Consider the following 18,859-nt stretch of genomic DNA (forward strand, 5'->3'; position numbering starts at 1 on the left):
CGCGAATCGCACTCGTGCGCGGCCCCGACAGCTCCGCGCTCCCACGCCCGGTCCGCGGGTCAGCCACCGACGCCGCAGCCGGCTGCGTGTACGCCGAACTCGGCGACACCGCCGTGGACTCGAGCGAGGCGGACTCACCCCCAGTGGACCCGCCAGGCGAGGACGCAGCCCGGTCGGACCCGATGGGCGTGGAGCCGAAGCCGCTGGACGCGAGCGAGGTGGATTCGTCGCGCGTGGATCCGGTCGGGGTGGATGCGGCGCGGTCGGATCCGATGGGGGTGGAGCCGAAGCCGCTGGATGCGAGCGAGGTGGACTCGTCGCGCGTGGATCCGATCGAGGTGGACGCAGCTCGGCTGGTCGGCGTGGGGTCGGTCGGCGTGGAGAGAGTTCGGCCGGGGTCGGTTGTGGGCGTGGTTGGCTTGGGGGGTCGCCAGCCGACGGTTGACGCGGGTTCTGGGGTGGGGCGCTCCGGGGGAGTGGTGGCCCAGGCGCCGAGGCCGGCGAGGTCCTCGGCGGGGGTTGTCCGCCGGGTTCGGCGGGTCGAGGCAGGCTCCGCGGGTGGAGCGGGCACCGAGGTCGAGGGGGGTGCCGGGGCAGACGCCGAGGTCGGGAGCCACCCTGACGCCGAGCCCGAGTCCGATGTGGACGTCGAGCTCGATGCGGACGACGGCGCCGATGGCCAGGTGGACGTCGGGTTCGGGGTCGGCGCGGCGGAGTCCGCCGGGGTCGACGGCGGGGTCGACGGCTGGGTCGGGGACTGCGATTGGGTTACCCAGCCGCGGGAGCTTCCGTCGGTGGACGTCGTGCGCAGGGGTTCGGTTGCCGGGCGGGCGGCGTACTGGGGGGTGCTGTCGGCGGCCGGGCGCGGGGCGTACTGGGGGGTGGAGTCGGCGCGGCGGGCTTCCAGCAGGGCTTGGGTGTCAGCCCAGGCTTGGCTGTCGGTGCGCGGTTGGGCGTTGGCCCAGAAGGGGGACTCGCCGCCGCGGGGGGCGTAGCGGGGTGGCTCGGGCGGGGGCGTGGGCTCGGGCTCAGGGGCGGGCGGCCGGGAGCCCCGGGCGCGGGTCGCCTTCCTGCGTGGTTTGTGCCGGCCGTTGCCGGAATCGGACGACATTATGTCGTTCTTCCCTTCACTGTCGCGCCCCCAGGACGTGCCTCATCAACCGTCTCACCCGGTCCCGGAGTGCAGGCCCGGCAGTTCGACAAGGACGGATCTACCCGCGGTGACCGGCCGGAAATCGGCCGGACGTTGTGGCGTTCGGACAACGTCCGCGCCACTGTCGGTGCGTTCGGCACAATGACAGCCGGTACGGCGCCTAGCTGCGGCCGAAGTCCTGGACCCAGCTGCCAGGCCCCCAGTCGGACTTCACCCGGCCTGGGTCGTAGCCGACGCCCAGCAGGTTGAACTTGCAGTTCAGGATGTTGGCTCGGTGCCCGTCGCTCTTCATCCAGGCGGCGACCACCTTCTGGGCGGTCGAGTAGCCGGCGGCGATGTTTTCGCCCCAGCTGCCTCCGTTGTACCCGGCGGCCCGCATCCGGTCGCCCGGGTCCTGGCCTTCGGGATTGGTGTGGTCCATGTAGTGCCGGCGAACCATGTCGGAGGCATGCCGGCCGGCGGCCTCGACGAGTGCGCTGTTCAGCCGGAGCGGACCGCAGCCGTTCTGCTCGCGGACCTGGTTGGTCAGCTCGAGCACCTCGCGCTCCTGCGCGTTGGTACCGCCACCGTCGTCGTTCGCGGGCGGCGGCTCCGGGGTGTTGCTCGGCGGCTGGCTCGTCGTCGTGGTCTTGGTCGGCGTGGTCCGCGTCGGGGGCTTCGGGTTGCCCGGCTTGCCCTCGATCGTCCGCGGCTTGCCGGGAGTGACGGTCACTGTGGTCACGCCGGTAGTCGGTGCGGTCGGCGTCGTCAGCACGCTCGACGGCGAACCACTCGGCGTGAGCGACGGCGTACCGGGTGTCGAGGTCGTCGACGTACCGTTCGCGCCGGAGCCGATCACGGCGGTGGTGACCTTGCCGTTGGGCAGCGTCTTGGTGACGGTCGTCAGCGGGCCGGTGTGCGCGCCGTCGACGAGCGAACCGCCGGAGTTGTCCCGAGTGTCCTCGGAGACGTTCAGGACCTTGGTCGCGTCGCTGGTGGTCGAGTTGTCGCGCGACATCAGATAGATGACCGGGCCGATGGCAACCAGCACCGACAGCGCGCTGGCGATCGGGCCGACGAGGCCCCGCTTGCTCTTCTGGGCGCGTCGGGTACCGCGGTGCCGCCGGGGGGTTGGCGCATCCGTCATGGGTGGGCGAATCCTCTTCGTGTGCGTCGTTCCGAGTACTGCGTTGTTCCCCGCGGTCCTGCCAGGTCCCCCCTGGTCACCGAACAGCGACCTTAACCGATACGGCGGGTCACCGTTACAGTTCCGCGACCGGACTTAACGCTTCCTGAAGGTTCCTCCGAAAAGAGCCGTCAGCCGCCGAAATCCTGGACCCAGGAACCGTTGCCCCACTCGGATTTGACCTGTCCGGAGTCGTAGCCGACACCGAGCATCGTGTAGCTGCAGTTGAGGATGTTGGCCCGGTGCCCGGGGCTGTTCATCCAGCCCTTCACCACCGCCGCCGGGCTGGTGTAACCGACAGCGATGTTCTCGGCCATCGCGCCGCCCTTGAAGCCGGCCGCTTTCATCCGGTCGAACGGCGAACGCCCGTCCTGACTGTCGTGCGCGAAGTAGTGGTGGACGACCATGTCCGACGCGTGCGCCTCGGCGGCCTTGGCCAACGCGCTGTTCGTCCGCAGCGCGCCGCAACCGGCCTTCGCCCGCTCGGCGTTGGTCAGCGCGAGCACCTGAGCCTCAGGACTCCCGGAGGCGGTCGGCGCGGTCGTCGTCCTCGTCGCCCGCGGCGTCGCGGTGTGGCTCGGCGAGGCGGTGGGCTTCCGGGTGCCCTCGCGACTCGGCGCCTTGGTCGACCGGGTCGGCGTCGGTGTCTTCGTGACGGCCTTGGTCGGAGTCGGCGTCGGGGTCGGCTTGGGCGTGACAGTCGCCGTACGGCGGGGTGTCACCGACGGACTCGTCGGCCGGATCGGCGTCGGCTCGGCCGAGGCGTCGTCGGTCGGCGTGGGGATCGCGGTCAGCGGCTCCTCCTGACCGGTCACCCGCTGGTCACCCAGATCCCGCAGTACGAACCAGCCGATCCCCGAGAGCACGATCAGACCGGAGAGGGCAGCGAGCAGCGGACCGGCCACACGGGAGCGCGGTGACCGTCGGGGGTTCGTCATGGTGAGCAGCCTTGCCCAACCGTTTGTTGCCTGACTCCTCCGAAGCCCGGCCTTAACGGACGTCTGACAATCAGCAGCGCGCTGTCACCACGTCGGCCACGACCTTCCAGCCGAGGCTGCGGTAGAGCCGGAGACCGTCGATCGAGGCGATCAGGATGCCGCGTTTGGCGCCCTGGGCCGCGGCTGTCTCGACCAGCGAGGCCATCACCGCGCTGCCGAGTCCGCGCCGGCGGTGGGCCGGGTCGGTCTCGATCCGGTCCGCGACCGCGTCCGGTCCGACGACCGCCATCCGGCCGCTCGACACGACACCGCCGTGCAGTGTGGCCCGGGTGATGATCAGGTCGTCCTCGAGTTCGGTGTGCAACGCGTACCGCTCGTGCAGCTTCAGGGCCGGCTGCTCCGACAACTGGATCGTCATCAGCCAGTCCTGGTCGCGCTGCACCTCCAGCCCGAGGTCCTCGAGCTGTTCGATCCGCGCCTCTTTGTCGTCGGTCGCCAGGGTGATCCACCCCGCTCCGCGACCACCGGGCGCGGCCAACGCCAGCTCGGCGGCACGCTCGACCCGTTCGGGTTTGTCGTCCGCGTCCAGGACGACGTACTCCATCGCGCGGTTTTCCTCACCCGCGCGGACGGTCAATATCCCGTCGTGGTCGTCCTCAACCGTCGTCCAGCCCCTCGAGACTGACCACCCGGCCTGCCAGCGGCGGACGAGTTCCTCACGATCTCTCACCAGTCGATTCAACCAGCCGAATGCCGAGACGGCGAGGGGAACGGTGTCGCCTGACACAAACTCGCCGTCCCGGCCCGGTCACGGACGGGGGTCAGTGGCAAGCAAATCGAAGATGTAGTCGTCGTCCCAGCGCCCCTCGCGACCGGGCGCCGCGGCCCGCCCGACGCCGACCCGGTTGAAGCCGTTGGCCTCGGCAACATGCGCCGACGCGGTGTTGCCCACCGCGGCCTGGAGCACAAGTCGACGCCGTCCGAGACCACCCTTCTCGATCGGTGTGAACGCGTGCTCGACGACCAGACCCACCGCCTTGGTCATCACGTTCTTGCCGCGGCCGGCCGGGTGCATCCAGTACCCGATCTCGCCGTACCCGGTGTCCTGACCGTTGGCCATGGCAAAGATGGTGATGTTGCCGAGCAACTCGTCGGTGACCGGATCGGCGATCGCCCACGCGACGACCTGGCCCGCGGCCATGACGTCCTTCCGGCCCTCGATGAAGCCTTCCGCGTCCTGCAGCCCGTACGGCGACGGCAGGCCGGCCAGCCAGTACTGGGTCCGCTCGTCGTTGCAGGCCTCCATCACTCGCTGCGCGTCATCAGCCCGCAACGGACGGAGACGAATGCCATCACCTTCCAGCTCCGCCGCCGTCCACCAGTTGCCCTGCGGCTCCAGCTTGTCGTCGCGACCGACGGTCGCCACCCATTCGTCGTACCGGACGCCACGCGCCAGCCCGCCACCCGGTACGACGACCAGTCCGCGGAACCCGGCCTTCCACGCCACCCGGCGCGACGCCCAGTTGCCGACGAACGCGCGCCAGATCACCCGCGACCAGCCGAGCTCGTCGAACGCGTGCCGGATCGCGAGCTTCGCCGCCCGCGTCATCACCCCGCGACCGCGCACCCACGGACCCACCGAGAACCCGATCTCGCCGACACCGCCCTCGCCGCCGTGCAGGCTGACCGAGCCGCTGAACCGGCCGTCGACCTCGATAGCCCAGGCTCGGTCGGAGTGCTCCTTGGTCCATCCGGCCGGCACCAGCTCGGTGAGGAAGAACGTGGCGTCGTCGCGGGAGTACGGGACCGGGATCACCGTCCAGCGCTGCATCGCGGGGTCCTGGCAGAGCTCGTACACGTCGTCCGCGTCAGCCGGGGTGTGGGCGCGCAGAGTGATCACATCGTCGGTCAGAACCGGGACGTCGTCGGGAAATCGCATGCTCCAGGGTGACAAGGCGTCACCACCTCGGCAACGCCATTTCCCTGACAGCGCGCCGAACTCCGTTTAGTCTGGGCACGTGAATGCAGCCGGAGCGGAGCCGCCACGCGGCCGGGGTGGACAGCTGGCCGCGCAACGACAGGCCACTATCGTTGCCGAGGTCAACAGTCGTGGCGCGATCACGGTCGCCGAACTCGTCGACCGCTTCGGCGTGTCGGACATGACGATCCGCCGTGACCTGGACGCGCTGGACTCCAGCGGACTGCTCCACAAGGTGCACGGCGGCGCGACCTCGGTCGGCCTCCGCAGCGCCCACGAGCCCGGCTTCGACGCCAAACTCACTCAGGAGTCGGCCGCCAAACAAGCCATCGCCGCCGAGGCGGCGCGGCGCGTCCAGCCCGACAGTGCGATCGGGATCGGCGCCGGTACGACGACGTACGCGCTGGCTCGGCAGTTGCTTCGGGTCGAAAACTTGACGGTCGTCACGAACTCGGCACGGATCGCGGATGTGTTCCACGGCAACTCGCGCTCGGACCGGACCGTGGTGCTCATCGGCGGCATCCGCACGCCCTCCGACGCGCTGGTCGGCCCGATCGCGACCGCCGCTCTCGGCTCCCTGCACCTGGACCTGCTCTTCCTCGGCGCTCACGGCGTCGACGCGGAACACGGTCTGAGTACGCCGAACCTGATGGAAGCCGAGACCAACCGCTCCTTCATCGCCGCCAGCCGCGAGGTCGTGGTGGTCGCCGACCACACCAAGTGGGGCACGGTCGGCCTCAGTACCTTCGCCACCTGGGCCGACCTGGATGTCATCGTCACCGACAGCGGCTTGTCCGCCGGCGCCCGGAAGGCCATGCGCGACACCGGGTGTGAACTGGTCATCACCTCCTAGCCGCGCTACGAGTGGGCTTTCAGGGTGTAGGACTTGCCGAAGAGTTTGGCGGCCTGTTTGGGGCCGATGTTGCCGTCGGCGGACAGGGTCCCTGGTTTGCACTTGTCGATCTGGAGCTGCCACTTGGTGGCTTCGTTCTTGGTGTCGATGTCGTAGTTGCCGGACACCTTCAGGTTCCTGCCCTGGACCAGCTTGACGTTGTTCAGCACGAACTGCAGGCGCCGGACGCTGTCGGAGTCCTTGCTGCCGAAGTGCAGTTTGTCGAGGAACACGTCGCCGGCAGCGAACGGCGATGTTGACGTCACCCTCCCGGAAGCCTTCTTCGCGGTGTAGACCAGCGACGGCGGGAAGATGCAGATCTCGTTCTGTGCGGTCCCGTTCGGCTCTTTCTCCTTCGGGCCGATGTTGATCAGGTAGTCGTACCTGGTGCTGGTCGTCCGGTGTCCCCACATCGCCGCGACGTGCAGGTGCGGTCCGGTGGCATTGCCGGAGGAGCCCGATTTCGCGATCTGCTGGCCGGCCTTGACCTGCTGCCCCTTGCTCACCAGCAATCCCGGTGACAGGTGCTGGTAAAGCACCGACACCTTCTGGCCGCCGTGCATGATTCCCAGCAGGATCCAGTTCGACTTCGCGCCGACCACGCCCGGCTGCGACTTGTTGGTCACGCCGTCGTTGCAGGCCAGGACGACACCGTCCTGGACCGCGAAGACCGACGTACCGATCTCCACCGGATAGTCGAAGGCGGCATGCTTACCGCCCTTGGAATAACGCCAACCGGTTCCGACCGACAGTTTTCCGGCAGGCAAAGGCTGTGCCATCGCCCACACCTCACTTCCCCCAATTAGTACTTCCCCTTAGTCGGAAAATACGCCGGGAGACGAGGCGTGCACAGTGCTCGGAAAGCACTGTGCACCAACGGGCAAAGGTCAATCAGTTGATTCGTGACGCACCGTTCGACGGCGTCGCTGCGAGTGCACTGGGCGGCGTGAAACCCTTCTCCGCAAAGGCTTTCTCGATCGCAGCCAGTACGGCGTCCGCCGAGTCGGCGGGAACCAGCGCGATGATGCAACCACCGAAACCGCCACCGGTCATCCGCGCACCCAGCGCACCCGCGGCCAGTGCCGTGTCGACTGCGACGTCGAGCTCAGGAACGGTGATCTCGAAGTCGTCGCGCAGCGAGGCGTGGGACGCGGTGAAGAGCGGTCCGACGTCGCGCAGCCGGCCGGCGCGCATCAGCGCGATCGCGTCCTCGGTCCGCTTGATCTCGGTGACCACGTGCCGCACCCGGCGCCGATCCACCTCGTCGTCGAGCCGGGCCAGCGCTTCGTCCAACCCGTCAAAAGCAATAGAACGCAAAGCCGGTACGCCGAGTTGTGCGGCAGCGTTCTCGCAGCTCTGCCGGCGAGCGGCGTACTCACCGTCGGCATGCCGGTGCGGTGCCTTCACATCGACGACCAGCAAGGTGAGACCGTCGGCCGACGGGTCGAACGGGATCTGGTCGAGAGAGCCGGACCGGATGTCGAAGGCCAGGGCGTGACCGGCCGTGCAGCACATCGACGCGGTCTGGTCCATCAGGCCGACCGGGGCACCGACGTACTGGTTCTCGGCGCGCTGGGCGAGCCGCGCGACCTCGGCCGGTTCGACCTCGACGTCGGACAAACCCAGCAGGGCAACGAACGTGGCGCACAGCAGCGCCGCCGACGAGGACAGGCCCGCGCCGGTCGGGACGTCGGAGTCGAAGAGCAGGTTCGCGCCACCGATCGAGTAGCCGGACTCGCGCAGGATCCAGGCCGCGCCCGCCGGGTACGCCGCCCAGCCGTCGACCGAGTGCGGCGCCAGCTCGTCGATGGCGAACTCGACGACCGAGTTGTGTCCTACGGATGACACCGCGATCCGGCCGTCGTCGCGGGCCGCAGCATGCACCTTGACCTCGACCGGCAGGGCGATCGGGAGGACGACACCGTCGTTGTAGTCGGTGTGCTCGCCGATCAGGTTGACCCGTCCGGGTGCACGCCAGGACGCGTCAGGCGCCGTACCAAAGGAGTGTTCAAACTTCTTGGTGCTCTCGAAGCTCACGACTGAGCCACCTTTCGCAGTGTCTCGGCCACGTCCTCGGGCCGGGTGTCGCTGATGAACGCGCCCATTCCGGACTCGGAGCCGGCCAGGTACTTGATCTTGTCGGCCGCCCGGCGGATCGACAGCACCTCGAGGTGAAGGTAGCCGAGCTCACGGTCGATCCGGACCGGAGCCTGGTGCCAGGCGGCGATGTAGGGCAGCGGATCGCCGTACAGGCTGTCGAAACGGTTCAGTACGTCGAGGTAGAGCTGGGCGAAGTCGTCGCGCTCACCGATGGAGAGGTCGTCGATCCCGGCGACCTGCCGGTGCGGGTAGAGGTGCACCTCGACGGGCCAGCGGGCGGCCTCGGGGACGAAGGCCGTCCAGTTGCCGTTCTCGGCGACGACGCGGGCGCCGTCCTTGCGCTCGGCGGCCAGGATGTCGGCGAAGAGGTTGCTCCCGGCCACTTCCTGGTGCTCGCGGGCGCGGGCCATCAGGGTCCGCATCCGCGGCGGGAGGAACGGGTAGCCGTAGATCTGGCCGTGCGGGTGGCTGAGCGTGACGCCGATCTCGCGGCCGCGGTTCTCGAACGGGAAGACGTACTCGATGTCGTCGCGGGCGCTCAGGTCGGCGTTCCGGTCGGCCCAGGCGTCGACGACCAGCCGGGCCTGGCCCTGCGACAGCTGGGTGAACGAGCTGTTGTGGTCACTGGTGAAGCAGAGCACCTCGGTCCGGCCGGGACCGGCGAAGGACGGGAACCGGTTCTCGAAGACGGCGACGTTGTAGTCGTGGTCCGGAATCTCGGTCGGGTTGCCCGGCTTGCTCGCGCACAGCGGGCACTGGTCGGCCGGCGGCAGGTAGGTCCGGGTGTTGCGGTGCGTCGCGTAGGTGATCACGTCACCGGTCAGCGGATCGGTCCGCAGGTCGACCTGAGGCTGCGGTGCAGGCAGCCCGCGAGTGTCCTCGAGCGGAACCCGGGCCGGCGTGTCGGCCGGGTCGTAGTAGATCAGCTCGCGCCCATCGGACAGGTGAGTGACCGTACGGCGAGCACCACGCGGTGTCTTCATCGTGTGACCTTCCCGGCCGCAGCACACGGACGGCCAGGAATCATCGTAAACCAACAAACTCGAACATGCATCGTGAGACCTGCCACCGCTAGTCTGGGTTTATGGACGACTACGCCCAACGCCCGCCCTCTCGACGACGTCCGACGAGAGGGCTTTAGGACCCGCACTCATGAACGACACTGTTCTCAATATCGTCCTGATCCTGGTTTTCGTGGTGATCGGGGGCGTGTTCGCCGCCGCCGAGATGGCGCTGGTCTCGCTCCGCGAGTCACAGGTGAAGGCGCTCTCCCACCGCGGTAAGCGCGGCGAGACGGTGGCCCGGGTGGCCGCCAACCCGAACCGGTTCCTGTCCGCCGTGCAGATCGGCGTGACGCTGATGGGCTTCCTGTCCGCCGCCTTCGGTGGCGCGACGCTGGCCGACGCCTTGTCCCCGCACCTGCAGGACCTCGGTCTGCCCGAAGGGGTGGCCGCGACGGTCGCACTGGTGCTGATCACGGTCCTGATCTCGTACGTCTCGATCGTGATCGGTGAGCTCGCGGCGAAGCGGCTCGCGCTGCAGCGGGCCGAGACGTTCGCGCTCGGGCTGGCTCCGCTGGTGGACCGGATCGCCTCCGGCGCCCGCCCGGTGATCTGGCTGCTCTCGAAGTCGACCGACCTGGTGGTCCGCGCCCTCGGCGGTGATCCGAACGCCAACCGCGAGGTGATGACCGACGAGGAGCTGCGCGATGTCATCTCCGCGCACGAGTCGCTCGGCGAGGAGGAGCGGCGGATCGTCGACGACGTCTTCGAGGCGGGCAGCCGGCAGCTGCGCGAGCTGATGCTGCCCCGGACCGAGGTCGACTTCGTCGACGCGGAGATGCCGGCGTACAAGGCGGTCAAGTTCGCCGCCGAGCGGCCGCACTCGCGGTACCCGGTGATGAACGGCTCGGCCGACGACATCGTCGGGTTTGTGCACGTCCGGGACCTGTTCGACCCGGCCGTCGCGTCGCGGTCGGTCCGGGTCGGCGACCTGGCGCGCGACGTACTGATGCTGCCGGACACCGCCAAGCTGCTGCCCACGCTGACCGAGATGCGCCGTCGCAGCACCCACCTCGCGATCGTCCTCGACGAGTACGGCGGCACCGCCGGCATCGTCACGCTCGAGGACCTGGTCGAGGAGCTGATCGGCGACATCAAGGACGAGTACGACGAGGAGTCGACCGAGACCACGCGGTTCCGCAGCGGCGACATGGAGGTCGACGGGCTGCTGAACCTGGACGACTTCGCCGACGAGACCGGTCTCGAGCTGCCCGACGGCCCCTACGAGACGGTCGGCGGATTCCTCGCCGCCCAGCTCGGCAAGGTGCCCGCGGTCGGCGAGGAGGCGCGGGTCGATCACCACACGCTGACCGTCACCGAGATGGACGGCCGCCGGGTCGCCCGGGTGCGGGTGCACCGCGTCACGCAGGCAGAGGAGCAGCCTGCTCCGGACGAGGCGCAAGCACCCGTCGTCGACTGAGTACGACGATCCCGCCGACGACGTACCCGAGGCCCTGGAAGACCAGCAGCGGGATGATGCCGACGACCTCGCCGAGCAGGCCGGCGGCCGCGATCCCGAGCAGGACCGTGACGCCTTCGGCGGCCATGATGGCGCCGAAGATGCGGCCGCGGGTGCCGTCGGTGGTGAGTTGCTGCAGGGCCGTCATCAGGCCGGCCATCGAGAACGCACCGGGCAGGCCGACCAGGATCATGCAGACGAAGGCCGGAACCAGGCTGTCCGAGACGAGCGGTGAGCAGAACATCGCCAGGTCGATCAGGCCGAAGAAGAACGCCCCCACGCCCCACATGGTTGCTGCGGGCAACCGTGAGCCGATCGCCGCGGCGACCAGGCCGCCGACGATTCCTCCGACCGCCTGGGACGACACGATCAGGCCGTAGGCGTTCGCGTCGCCGCCGAGCTCGGTGGAGACGAACGGCGCGAACAGCGTGCTCATGATGCCTTCGCCGAGTCCGGTCACCAGGCAGAACACGAACAGCAGCCGCATCCCGGAACCGTTGACGCACAGCTTCAAGCCCTCGGTCCACTCCGCCTTCAGTCGTCGGATCGCACCACCGGTGGCCTCGACGACCGCGCGGATCCGCTCCGTCCGATGCCGTACGGCGCTCAGCAGTGCGACCGCGAGCAAGAATGTGACCGCATCGGCGATCGCGAGCAGTGTCAGACCGCCTGCCGCAGTGAGCACGCCACCGATCGCTGCGCCGATCAGCCGGGACAGGTCTCGGATCTGGCTGTTCAATGCGTTCGCCGTGACAAGTTGCTTGGAGTCGACCAGGACCGGGATCAGGGACTGCTCGGCCGGTTGGAAGAACTGCTGCAAACACGCTTGGGCGAGGACGACGCCGTACACGATCCAGATGGTGCCGGCGCCGCGAACCGCGAGCAGGGGAAGGAGAACTGCCGCGTTCAGCAGGTTGGTCACGATCATCGTCTTGCGTTGGTCCCAGCGGTCGACGAAGACGCCGGCCAGCGAACCGAGCAGGACAGTCGGTGCGAACGAGGCCAGCAGCAGACCACCGGACGCCAGCGTGGATCCGGTCAGAACGTAGATCTGGAAGGCGAGGCCGGTGCGGAGCAGCCAGTCGCCGGTGAGAGAGATCAGGCCGGCGCTGAGCACCAGCCGGTAGTCGCGCTGCCGTGCGAGGACGCCCCACAGGTCCTTCATCAGCTCTCCTCGGGATCCACGGTGACGATCTGCGTGATGGAGACGTAGCGGCTGCCGGGCGGGCGGGTCGACGGGTCGTCGATCGGCCGCTCGTCGACGTACCGCACGATCAGGCTCTCGACCTGCTGGACGAGTTCGGCCAGTTCGTCGCCGGTCAGGTAGATGCCGCTGCGGCCGATCCCGGCATGATCGCGCCAGATCGGCTCTTCGGCATGGCGTTGCTGCTGCCACTGAGCCAGCGACTCCAGCGCCCGCTCGGCGATCAACTGCTCCAGTACGTCGGCCGCCGCCGCACCCTCGGGCGTCCGGGCGGCATCCCGCCACGACTGTGAGGTCGACACCAACCGCCACGGGCGCTCGCGGTTGTCCTTGCCCCGCGCCGGCTCGACGAAGTCGTACTTCGCCAGCTGCCGCAGATGATGCGACGCCAGTGCCTGACTGATCCCCAACCGCCGCGCCGCGTCCGCCGCCGTCATCGGCCCTTCCCGCCCCAGCAGGTTCTGCAGATCCAGCCGCACCGGATGCGCCATCGCCCGGATCGCCAACGGATCGTCCAGCAGCCGCGTCCGCTTCTCCAAAGACATGCTTGGAATATCCGCCGAACGCGATCCGATGTCAAGCCATTGCTTGGAATACCCCACCTTGAGCACCCCTCAACCGCCGTACGGCGCGCTGTGTGGTCAGTTCGTGCTCAAGGTCGCGCGCTGCGGTCGGTGGCCGCCCAAAGGTGGGTGAGCTTCTCCTTGTGCACGAATCAGCACCTTGTGCACCGCTCAGTCGTCGTACGGCGTGGTGTGTGGTTGGTGGGTGCTCAAGGTGGCGCGGTGTGGTTGGTGGGTGCACAAGGGTGGGTTGGCAGCTCTTTGGGTGCGAATTCAGCACCTTGTGCACCGGTCGGTCGTCGTACGGCGCGGGAGGTGGTTGGTGGGTGCTCAAGGTGTGTGAGGCGTCGTACGACGCGGAAGTGGTTCGTGGGGTCAGCCGGTGTGGTCGCGGATCCACTCGAGGGCGGGCTCGGCGCGGGTGAGGATCGACAGGTGGTCGAGCGCGGGGTGGAGGTCGAGCGTGCCCAAGGCGAGGCGCGCCGCCAGCCAGCGGCTGTTGCTGGGCGGGGAGATGCGGTCGGCCAGGCCGTGGCAGAGGAGGACCGGGGTCTGGATCGCGACCAGGACGAAGTCCGCGGGAAGGGTGCTGCCGAACGTGACCACCGCTTCGACGCGGTCGCCGAGGAGGGCGGCGGTGCGCAAAGCGAGGGCGCCGCCCTCGGCATGGCCCATCAGTGTGAAGGCGCCGAGCCCGGTCGCGTCGGCGACCGCGGTCAGGTCGGCGGCGGTCGCCGACGGGAGGTCGCAGGAGATCCAGCGGAGGCCCAGCCATTCGCCGGCCTCGAACAGCTCGTACGTCGGGACGCCCAGCGTGACCACCGCAAGCCGGCCGTTGTCGCAGGGCGCGCTGTCATAGACATGCAGCGCGCGCCCGTCCGTCAGGCGTAGGTCGGTCTCGAACATCCCGGTCACACTGAGAAGAGCAGTGCATCCCCGGTACAGATACGTCTAACCGACCAATCGAGTGTGGTTCGACTGGGTCGCGAGCGTCGGGTCGAGGGCGCCGAGGGCGAGCCAGGTGGCGCCGCTGACTCCGTCGCGGGCGGTCAGGACCTCACCGTTGAACCGGTCGTGAAATGCCTCCCGCAGAAGCTGTCCGACGGGAGATTGCTCACCGGCGACACTGCCCGTGAGCACCAAGGGCGTCGTGTCCTTCGTTGTCCTGATCCGTCCGACCGTCTCAATGAGCAGGTCGGCTGCGCGTTTCACCAAGGCGTGGGCGGTCTTGTCGTCTTGTTCGTACGCCGCGACGACAGTTCGGGCCAATTCGGCCATCAGGACCGGTGGCCGCGTGTTCACCGCGCGAATCACCTCGTTACGCGCGATCGCGTAGCCGTCACGCTGAGCGAAGAGCGCCGGATCGTGGGTCGGCAGCAGGCTCTGCAGGACCGACGTACCGAGCAGGCCGAGCGGCTCCTCCAGATCGAACGAGAGCAACACACTGCGCACAGCCTCCCGGCCGAGCCAGAAGCCGGAGCCTTCGTCGCCGAGCAGCCAGCCGTGCCCGCCCGCGGTTCGGACCAGGCGGTGATCGCGCACCACACCGGCGTTGCTGCCGGTTCCCGAGATCAGCACGTGGCCGTCGGGTTGCGGCGTACCGGAGGCGAAAGCGACCTCGAGATCGCCGATGAACCGCGGTTCGACCGTGAGTCCGGCGCCGGTCCAGGCGGCGTCGAACTGGGCCCTGATCTCCGGGATGTCGAGCGCCGAACCGCCGGCCGCGCCGATCACCGCGGCCTGCACCCGGGCCGGGTCCAGCCCCGTCACGGCGGCGTGAAGCGCCTGACCGAAGTTGGCCGCCGCAGTTGTCGGGTGGCTGGTCGGGTTTCCGCCGGCCGCGGCCCCGCGGCCGACTACGTTGCCCTCAGAGTCCGCGATCACGATCCGGGTCGACGTGCCACCGAGGTCGCCACCCAGGACCAGTGTCGAGGCTGGCATCAAGACCACTGGGTCCGCAGGTTCCGGCAGTGGGCGTTCTACCGACATACGCAATGCTCCAAACTGCTCGAAAGACGGACTAATGGACATCTGTGGACAAGGTCACACAACGGTCCCGATCTGGGGGTCGTAGGGAGATGAGCCTTGACTTTAGCTGCCACTTGAGAAAAGTTCTGTCCAGCAAACCGCAAACTTGCGCAGTTGTCGGCATCAAGAGTGTCGCGATGAACAGATTGTTGAGGGGTGGGCCCGAAGATGGCCAGCAGTGACCAGGGTGAACCGGGGGAGAACAGCGCGGTGAGCGCGCAGAGTTTTGTTCACGCGCTCACGCCGATCCTCGCGGCGGTGACCGAGCAGATCGACGGTCCGATCCAGCAGGCGGCCGACCTCGTTGCCACCTCACTGCGCGCGAACGGCGTCATCCAGGCCTTCGGGTCCGGGCACTCCGAGGCTCTCGCGATGGAGATCGCGGGTCGCGCCGGCGGACTGATCGCGACCAACCGGATCGCGCTGCGGGACCTCGTCCTGCTCGGCGGCGAACCGGCCGAGCTACTGCGCAGCGCCGAGCTCGAGCGCAACCCGTCGTACTCGCGCAAGCTCTACGAACTGTCGGCAGCACGCGAAGGCGACCTCTTCATTATCGCCTCCAACTCTGGAGTGAACGGTTCGATCGTCGAGCTCGCGAGCGTGGTCAAGGAACAGGGCCACCCGCTGATCGCGATCACCTCGCTGCAGCACACCGCCGGGGTGGACTCGCGCCACCCGTCCGGCAAGAAACTCATCGACTTCGCGGACGTCGTCCTCGACAACCACGCGCCGTACGGCGACTCCGTGCTGGACCTGCCCGGGGGTGGCAAGGTCTGTGCCGTGTCGTCCATCACGGCCGCGCTGATCGCGCAAATGCTGGTCGCAGAGGTTCTGCGCCGGCTCACCGAGGCAGGCGAGACCGCTCCGGTCTATCTGTCTGCCAACATCCCGGGCGGCGACGAGCACAATCACGCCCTCGAAGCACAGTACGCCGGCCGGATCCGGCGTACTGCCTGAAACACTCTCGGAAGGCGGGACCCATGACCACTCCCAACCCCCTGTCGCGGCGGCTGTTCCTGCAGCGCGCGGCGGTCGGTACGCTGCTGGCCACTGGCGGCAGCACGCTGCTGGCAGCGTGTGCCAGCGGCGGTGGTGACGAAAACACCGGCGGTGGCGGCGCCGACAAGACGGCCGAGAACCCGTTCGGCGTCAAGGCCGAGGACCCGCTGGACGTCGTCATCTTCAAGGGCGGCTACGGCGACGACTACGCGAAGTTCCACGAGTCGCTGTACAAGGAGAAGTTCTCCGCCTCGGCGATCAAGCACACCGGCACCACCGAGATCACCCCGCAGCTGCAGCCGCGCTTCAACGGCGGCAACCCGCCGGACGTGATCGACAACTCCGGCGCGAAGCTGCTGCCGGTCTCGACGCTGGCCAGCACCAACCAGCTCGCCGACCTGACCCAGCTGTTCGACGCGGCGTCGATCGACGACCCGAAGGTCAAGGTCCGCGACTCGGTCGAGTCGATCACGCTGGAGGCGGCCGAGCTCAACGGCAAGCCGCTGATCCTGAACTACGTGCTGACCGTCTACGGCCTCTGGTACAACAAGGCTTTGTTCGAGAAGAACGGCTGGCAGCCGGCCAAGACCTGGGCCGAGTTCCTCACGCTGTGCGAGACGATCAAGAAGACCGGGATCGCGCCGCTGGCCCACCAGGGCAAGTACCCCTACTACATCGGCCAGATCCTGCTCGACCTCGCGGTCAAGCACGGTGGCGTCGAGGTCATCAAGGCCATCGACAGCCTGCAGCCGAACGCCTGGATGCACCCGTCGATCAAGCTGGCGGCCGAGGCGCTGCTCGAGCTGAAGAAGAAGGGCTACATCCTCAAGGGCACCGAGGGTCTGGACCACATCCAGTCCCAGACGGCCTGGAACCAGGGCAAGGCCGCCTTCATCCCGTCCGGTTCGTGGCTCGAGAACGAGCAGAAGCCGGTCGCGCCGAAGGACTTCCTCACCACCGCGACGTACACGCCGCTGCTCGACGGCGCCAAGCTCCCGGTCGACTGCACCGAGATCGCGGCCGGCGAGGGCTTCATCGTCCCGGAGAAGGCGAAGAACCGGGCCGGTGGCCTGGAGTACCTGCGCCTGATGCTGTCGAAGAAGGGCGCCGGCAAGTTCACCGAGCTGACCGGTTCGCCGACCGTCGTCAAGGGCGCGGCCGAGGGCCTCAAGCTGAGCCCGGGCGCCGAGTCGTCCAGCGCGCTGATCAAGTCCGGTGGCGACAACAACTGGTCGACGTACTTCGCGACCTGGTACGCGCCGATGAACGACCCGCTGTACGCCATCGTGGGCGAGTTGGTCGCGGACCGGATCACGGCCGACGAGTTCCAGAAGCGGGCCCAGAAGCTCGCCGACGACACCGCCAAGGACCCGAAGACCGTCAAGCGCACCCGGAGCTGACGCTCCACCCTCGCCATCGACTGGCGTGAGTCACTGGGGCATCCTCAAGGTTGAGGATGCCCCATCGGCTCGTAATCCCTAGGAGAAAGATGCGGCACGGCAGCTACCGCTTCGTCGCGAGTTTCCTCGCGATCCCGCTCGCGTTGTACCTGATCTTCGTGATCTCGCCCTTCGGGCAGGCCTTCTACTACTCGTTGACGAACTGGACGGGCATCTCCCCGAAGTTCGACTTCGTCGGCCTGGACAACTTCAAGACCCTCGCGCACGACGCGACGTTCCGCACCGCGCTCGGTCACAACATCATTCTGCTGATCCTGATCCCGGTGATCGTGATCTTCCTGGCCCTGCTGTTCGCCTACCTGCTGAACGTCGGCGGCCGGTCGGGCAGCGCCGGCGTCCAGGGTGTCCGCGGCAACGGCTTCTACAAGCTGGCCTTCTTCCTGCCGCAGGTGCTGTCGGTCCCGGTGATCGCGGTGATCTGGTCGGTGGTCTTCACCTCCACCGACAACGGCCTGGCCAACACCGTCACCAAGAAGCTCGGTCTCGGTACGTCGCAGTACCTGGCCAGCCCGAACATCGCCCTGTACTGCGTGATGTGGGTGCTGATCTGGGGCAGCGTCGGGTTCTACCTGGTGATGTTCAACGCGGCGATGTCCGGGATCCCGAAGGACATCTTCGAGGCCGCGATCATCGACGGCGCCACCCGGCTCACGACGTTCTTCCGGATCACGCTGCCGCTGCTGTGGGACACCATCCAGACCGCGTGGGTCTACCTGGCCATCCTGGCCTTGGACGCGTACGCGCTGGTCGCCGTGATGACCGCCGGACCCGGCGGCCCGGACAACTCCACCCAGGTGATGGCACTGCAGATCGCCGACAACGGCTTCAAGTTCGGCCGGTCCGGCTACGCCTCGGCGATGGGCGTCGTGCTGTTCTTCCTGACCCTGATCATCTCCGCCGTCATGCTCCGGGCCACGCGCCGCGAGCGGATCGAATACTGAGGGGCGCGCCATGACTGTTCACATCGACGTCAAAGGCGAGACCGCCGACGCACCCGCTCCGATCCAGCCGGCCGGACCCAAGGACCGCGGCTTCAGCCCCGTGAACGTGTTCTCGCACACGGTGCTGATCGGCTGGAGCGTCCTGGTCGTCGTGCCGTTCGTGTGGTCGCTGATCGCCTCGTTCAAGAGCACCGGCGAGATCTTCGGCGACAGCCCGTGGGCACTGCCCAAGAAGCTGCTCTGGAGCAACTTCTCCAAGGCCTGGGAGAAGGGGGTCGGCGACTATCTGGGCAACAGCCTCGTGGTCGTCGTCTTCGGTGTCCTCGGCACCATGCTGTTCGGCTCGATGGTGGCCTACGTGCTGGCCCGCTACGAGTTCCCCGGCAACCGCTTCATCTACTACCTGTTCGCGGCCGGGATGATGTTCCCGACGTTCCTCGCGATCGTGCCGCTGTTCTTCGTCGTGCAGAACTTCGGGATGATCTCGACGTACCAGGGCCTGATTCTGGTCTACATCGCGTACTCGCTGCCGTTCACCGTGTTCTTCATGCACGCTTTCTTCCGGACGCTGCCGACCTCAATCGCCGAGGCCGCGCTGGTCGACGGCGCCGGGCACGCGACCACGTTCTTCCGGGTGATGCTGCCGATGGCCAAGCCCGGCCTGATCAGCGTCGGCATCTTCAACGTGCTCGGCCAGTGGAACCAGTTCGTGCTGCCGTCGTTCCTGTCGCCGGAGAAGCCGGTGCTGTCGCAGGGCATCGCGACCCTGCTCGGCAGCCAGCGCTACGAGAACGACTGGGGCACGCTGTTCGCGGCGCTGACCATCGCGATGGTCCCGGTCGTGGTCGTCTACCTGATCTTCTACCGTCAGGTGCAGGCCGGTCTCACCGGAGCCACCCTCAAGTAAGTACTCTGCCG

18 protein-coding genes are annotated in these 18,859 nt (G+C 68.0%); 7 read left to right on the plus strand and 11 right to left on the minus strand.

The genetic code is table 11. The annotated features are described in order from the left end of the window. The first annotated feature begins 14 nt into the window (after positions 1 to 14). On the plus strand, positions 15 to 995 hold the full coding sequence (locus ABZS29_RS12835; RefSeq protein WP_355461353.1) for a hypothetical protein: 981 nt from the start codon (positions 15 to 17) through the stop codon (positions 993 to 995). A 318-nt stretch (positions 996 to 1,313) separates the two neighbouring features. Here the strand turns inward: ABZS29_RS12835 and ABZS29_RS12840 are convergent, their stop codons facing one another. From ABZS29_RS12840 to ABZS29_RS12855, 4 genes are all read right to left on the minus strand, one after another. Then, entirely contained in the window at positions 1,314 to 2,279 is a 966-nt protein-coding gene (locus ABZS29_RS12840) for a CAP domain-containing protein (RefSeq protein WP_355461354.1), read from the minus strand. Between the two features lie 170 nt (positions 2,280 to 2,449). After that, on the minus strand, positions 2,450 to 3,256 hold the full coding sequence (locus ABZS29_RS12845; protein ID WP_355461355.1) for a CAP domain-containing protein: 807 nt from the start codon (positions 3,254 to 3,256) through the stop codon (positions 2,450 to 2,452). A gap of 70 nt (positions 3,257 to 3,326) precedes the next feature. Beyond that, positions 3,327 to 3,986 (minus strand): GNAT family N-acetyltransferase, encoded by a 660-nt coding sequence (locus ABZS29_RS12850; RefSeq protein WP_355461357.1) that lies wholly within the window; start codon positions 3,984 to 3,986, stop codon positions 3,327 to 3,329. Between the two features lie 78 nt (positions 3,987 to 4,064). Continuing rightward, positions 4,065 to 5,195: a GNAT family N-acetyltransferase gene (locus ABZS29_RS12855; protein ID WP_355461358.1), complete on the minus strand. Its 1,131-nt coding sequence runs from the start codon at positions 5,193 to 5,195 to the stop codon at positions 4,065 to 4,067. Positions 5,196 to 5,274: 79 nt separating this feature from the next. Here ABZS29_RS12855 and ABZS29_RS12860 point away from each other — a divergent pair, with 79 nt between their 5' ends. Beyond that, entirely contained in the window at positions 5,275 to 6,087 is an 813-nt protein-coding gene (locus tag ABZS29_RS12860) for a DeoR/GlpR family DNA-binding transcription regulator (RefSeq protein WP_355461360.1), read from the plus strand. Between the two features lie 5 nt (positions 6,088 to 6,092). Here ABZS29_RS12860 and ABZS29_RS12865 read toward each other — a convergent pair whose 3' ends face one another. From ABZS29_RS12865 to galT, 3 genes are all read right to left on the minus strand, one after another. Continuing rightward, positions 6,093 to 6,905, minus strand: coding sequence for a M23 family metallopeptidase (locus ABZS29_RS12865; protein WP_355461362.1), 813 nt, complete (start codon positions 6,903 to 6,905; stop codon positions 6,093 to 6,095). A 112-nt stretch (positions 6,906 to 7,017) separates the two neighbouring features. Then, on the minus strand, positions 7,018 to 8,163 hold the full coding sequence (galK, locus tag ABZS29_RS12870; RefSeq protein WP_355461364.1) for a galactokinase: 1,146 nt from the start codon (positions 8,161 to 8,163) through the stop codon (positions 7,018 to 7,020). Further along, on the minus strand, positions 8,160 to 9,209 hold the full coding sequence (gene galT, locus ABZS29_RS12875; RefSeq protein WP_355461366.1) for a galactose-1-phosphate uridylyltransferase: 1,050 nt from the start codon (positions 9,207 to 9,209) through the stop codon (positions 8,160 to 8,162). Before galT ends, galK begins: the two co-directional genes overlap by 4 nt. A gap of 169 nt (positions 9,210 to 9,378) precedes the next feature. Between galT and ABZS29_RS12880 the strand changes: the two genes are divergently transcribed. Beyond that, complete coding sequence (locus ABZS29_RS12880; protein WP_355461368.1) at positions 9,379 to 10,707, plus strand: hemolysin family protein; 1,329 nt, start codon at positions 9,379 to 9,381, stop codon at positions 10,705 to 10,707. Here the strand turns inward: ABZS29_RS12880 and ABZS29_RS12885 are convergent. From ABZS29_RS12885 to ABZS29_RS12900, 4 genes are all read right to left on the minus strand, one after another. After that, positions 10,649 to 11,911 (minus strand): MFS transporter, encoded by a 1,263-nt coding sequence (locus ABZS29_RS12885; protein WP_355461370.1) that lies wholly within the window; start codon positions 11,909 to 11,911, stop codon positions 10,649 to 10,651. The two genes, ABZS29_RS12880 and ABZS29_RS12885, sit on opposite strands and share 59 nt — an antisense overlap. Further along, positions 11,911 to 12,495 (minus strand): helix-turn-helix domain-containing protein, encoded by a 585-nt coding sequence (locus ABZS29_RS12890; RefSeq protein WP_355461372.1) that lies wholly within the window; start codon positions 12,493 to 12,495, stop codon positions 11,911 to 11,913. The genes ABZS29_RS12885 and ABZS29_RS12890 overlap by 1 nt, the downstream gene beginning before the upstream one ends. 393 nt (positions 12,496 to 12,888) lie before the next feature. Further along, positions 12,889 to 13,419, minus strand: a complete 531-nt coding sequence (locus ABZS29_RS12895) for a hypothetical protein (protein WP_355461374.1) — start codon at positions 13,417 to 13,419, stop codon at positions 12,889 to 12,891. Between the two features lie 45 nt (positions 13,420 to 13,464). Then, positions 13,465 to 14,454, minus strand: coding sequence for a BadF/BadG/BcrA/BcrD ATPase family protein (locus ABZS29_RS12900; RefSeq protein WP_355461376.1), 990 nt, complete (start codon positions 14,452 to 14,454; stop codon positions 13,465 to 13,467). 255 nt (positions 14,455 to 14,709) lie between these two features. On the opposite strand from ABZS29_RS12900, the gene ABZS29_RS12905 reads away from it, so the two are divergent. The 4 genes from ABZS29_RS12905 to ABZS29_RS12920 all read left to right on the plus strand — a co-directional run bounded on the left by ABZS29_RS12905 (position 14,710) and on the right by ABZS29_RS12920 (position 18,848). Continuing rightward, the gene (locus ABZS29_RS12905) at positions 14,710 to 15,498 is read left to right on the plus strand and encodes an SIS domain-containing protein (RefSeq protein ID WP_355461377.1); all 789 of its coding nucleotides are present in this window, start codon (positions 14,710 to 14,712) and stop codon (positions 15,496 to 15,498) included. Between the two features lie 23 nt (positions 15,499 to 15,521). Then, on the plus strand, positions 15,522 to 16,940 hold the full coding sequence (gene ngcE / locus ABZS29_RS12910; protein WP_355461379.1) for an N-acetylglucosamine/diacetylchitobiose ABC transporter substrate-binding protein: 1,419 nt from the start codon (positions 15,522 to 15,524) through the stop codon (positions 16,938 to 16,940). 89 nt (positions 16,941 to 17,029) lie between these two features. Next, positions 17,030 to 17,941 (plus strand): sugar ABC transporter permease, encoded by a 912-nt coding sequence (locus ABZS29_RS12915; protein ID WP_355461381.1) that lies wholly within the window; start codon positions 17,030 to 17,032, stop codon positions 17,939 to 17,941. A gap of 10 nt (positions 17,942 to 17,951) precedes the next feature. Continuing rightward, positions 17,952 to 18,848 carry a carbohydrate ABC transporter permease gene (locus tag ABZS29_RS12920; protein ID WP_355461383.1) on the plus strand — a complete coding sequence of 299 codons (897 nt, stop codon included), beginning with the start codon at positions 17,952 to 17,954 and terminating at the stop codon, positions 18,846 to 18,848. Positions 18,849 to 18,859 lie beyond the last annotated feature (11 nt).

Source organism: Kribbella sp. NPDC005582, from assembly GCF_040605415.1.
In the GTDB taxonomy this organism is placed as follows: domain Bacteria; phylum Actinomycetota; class Actinomycetes; order Propionibacteriales; family Kribbellaceae; genus Kribbella.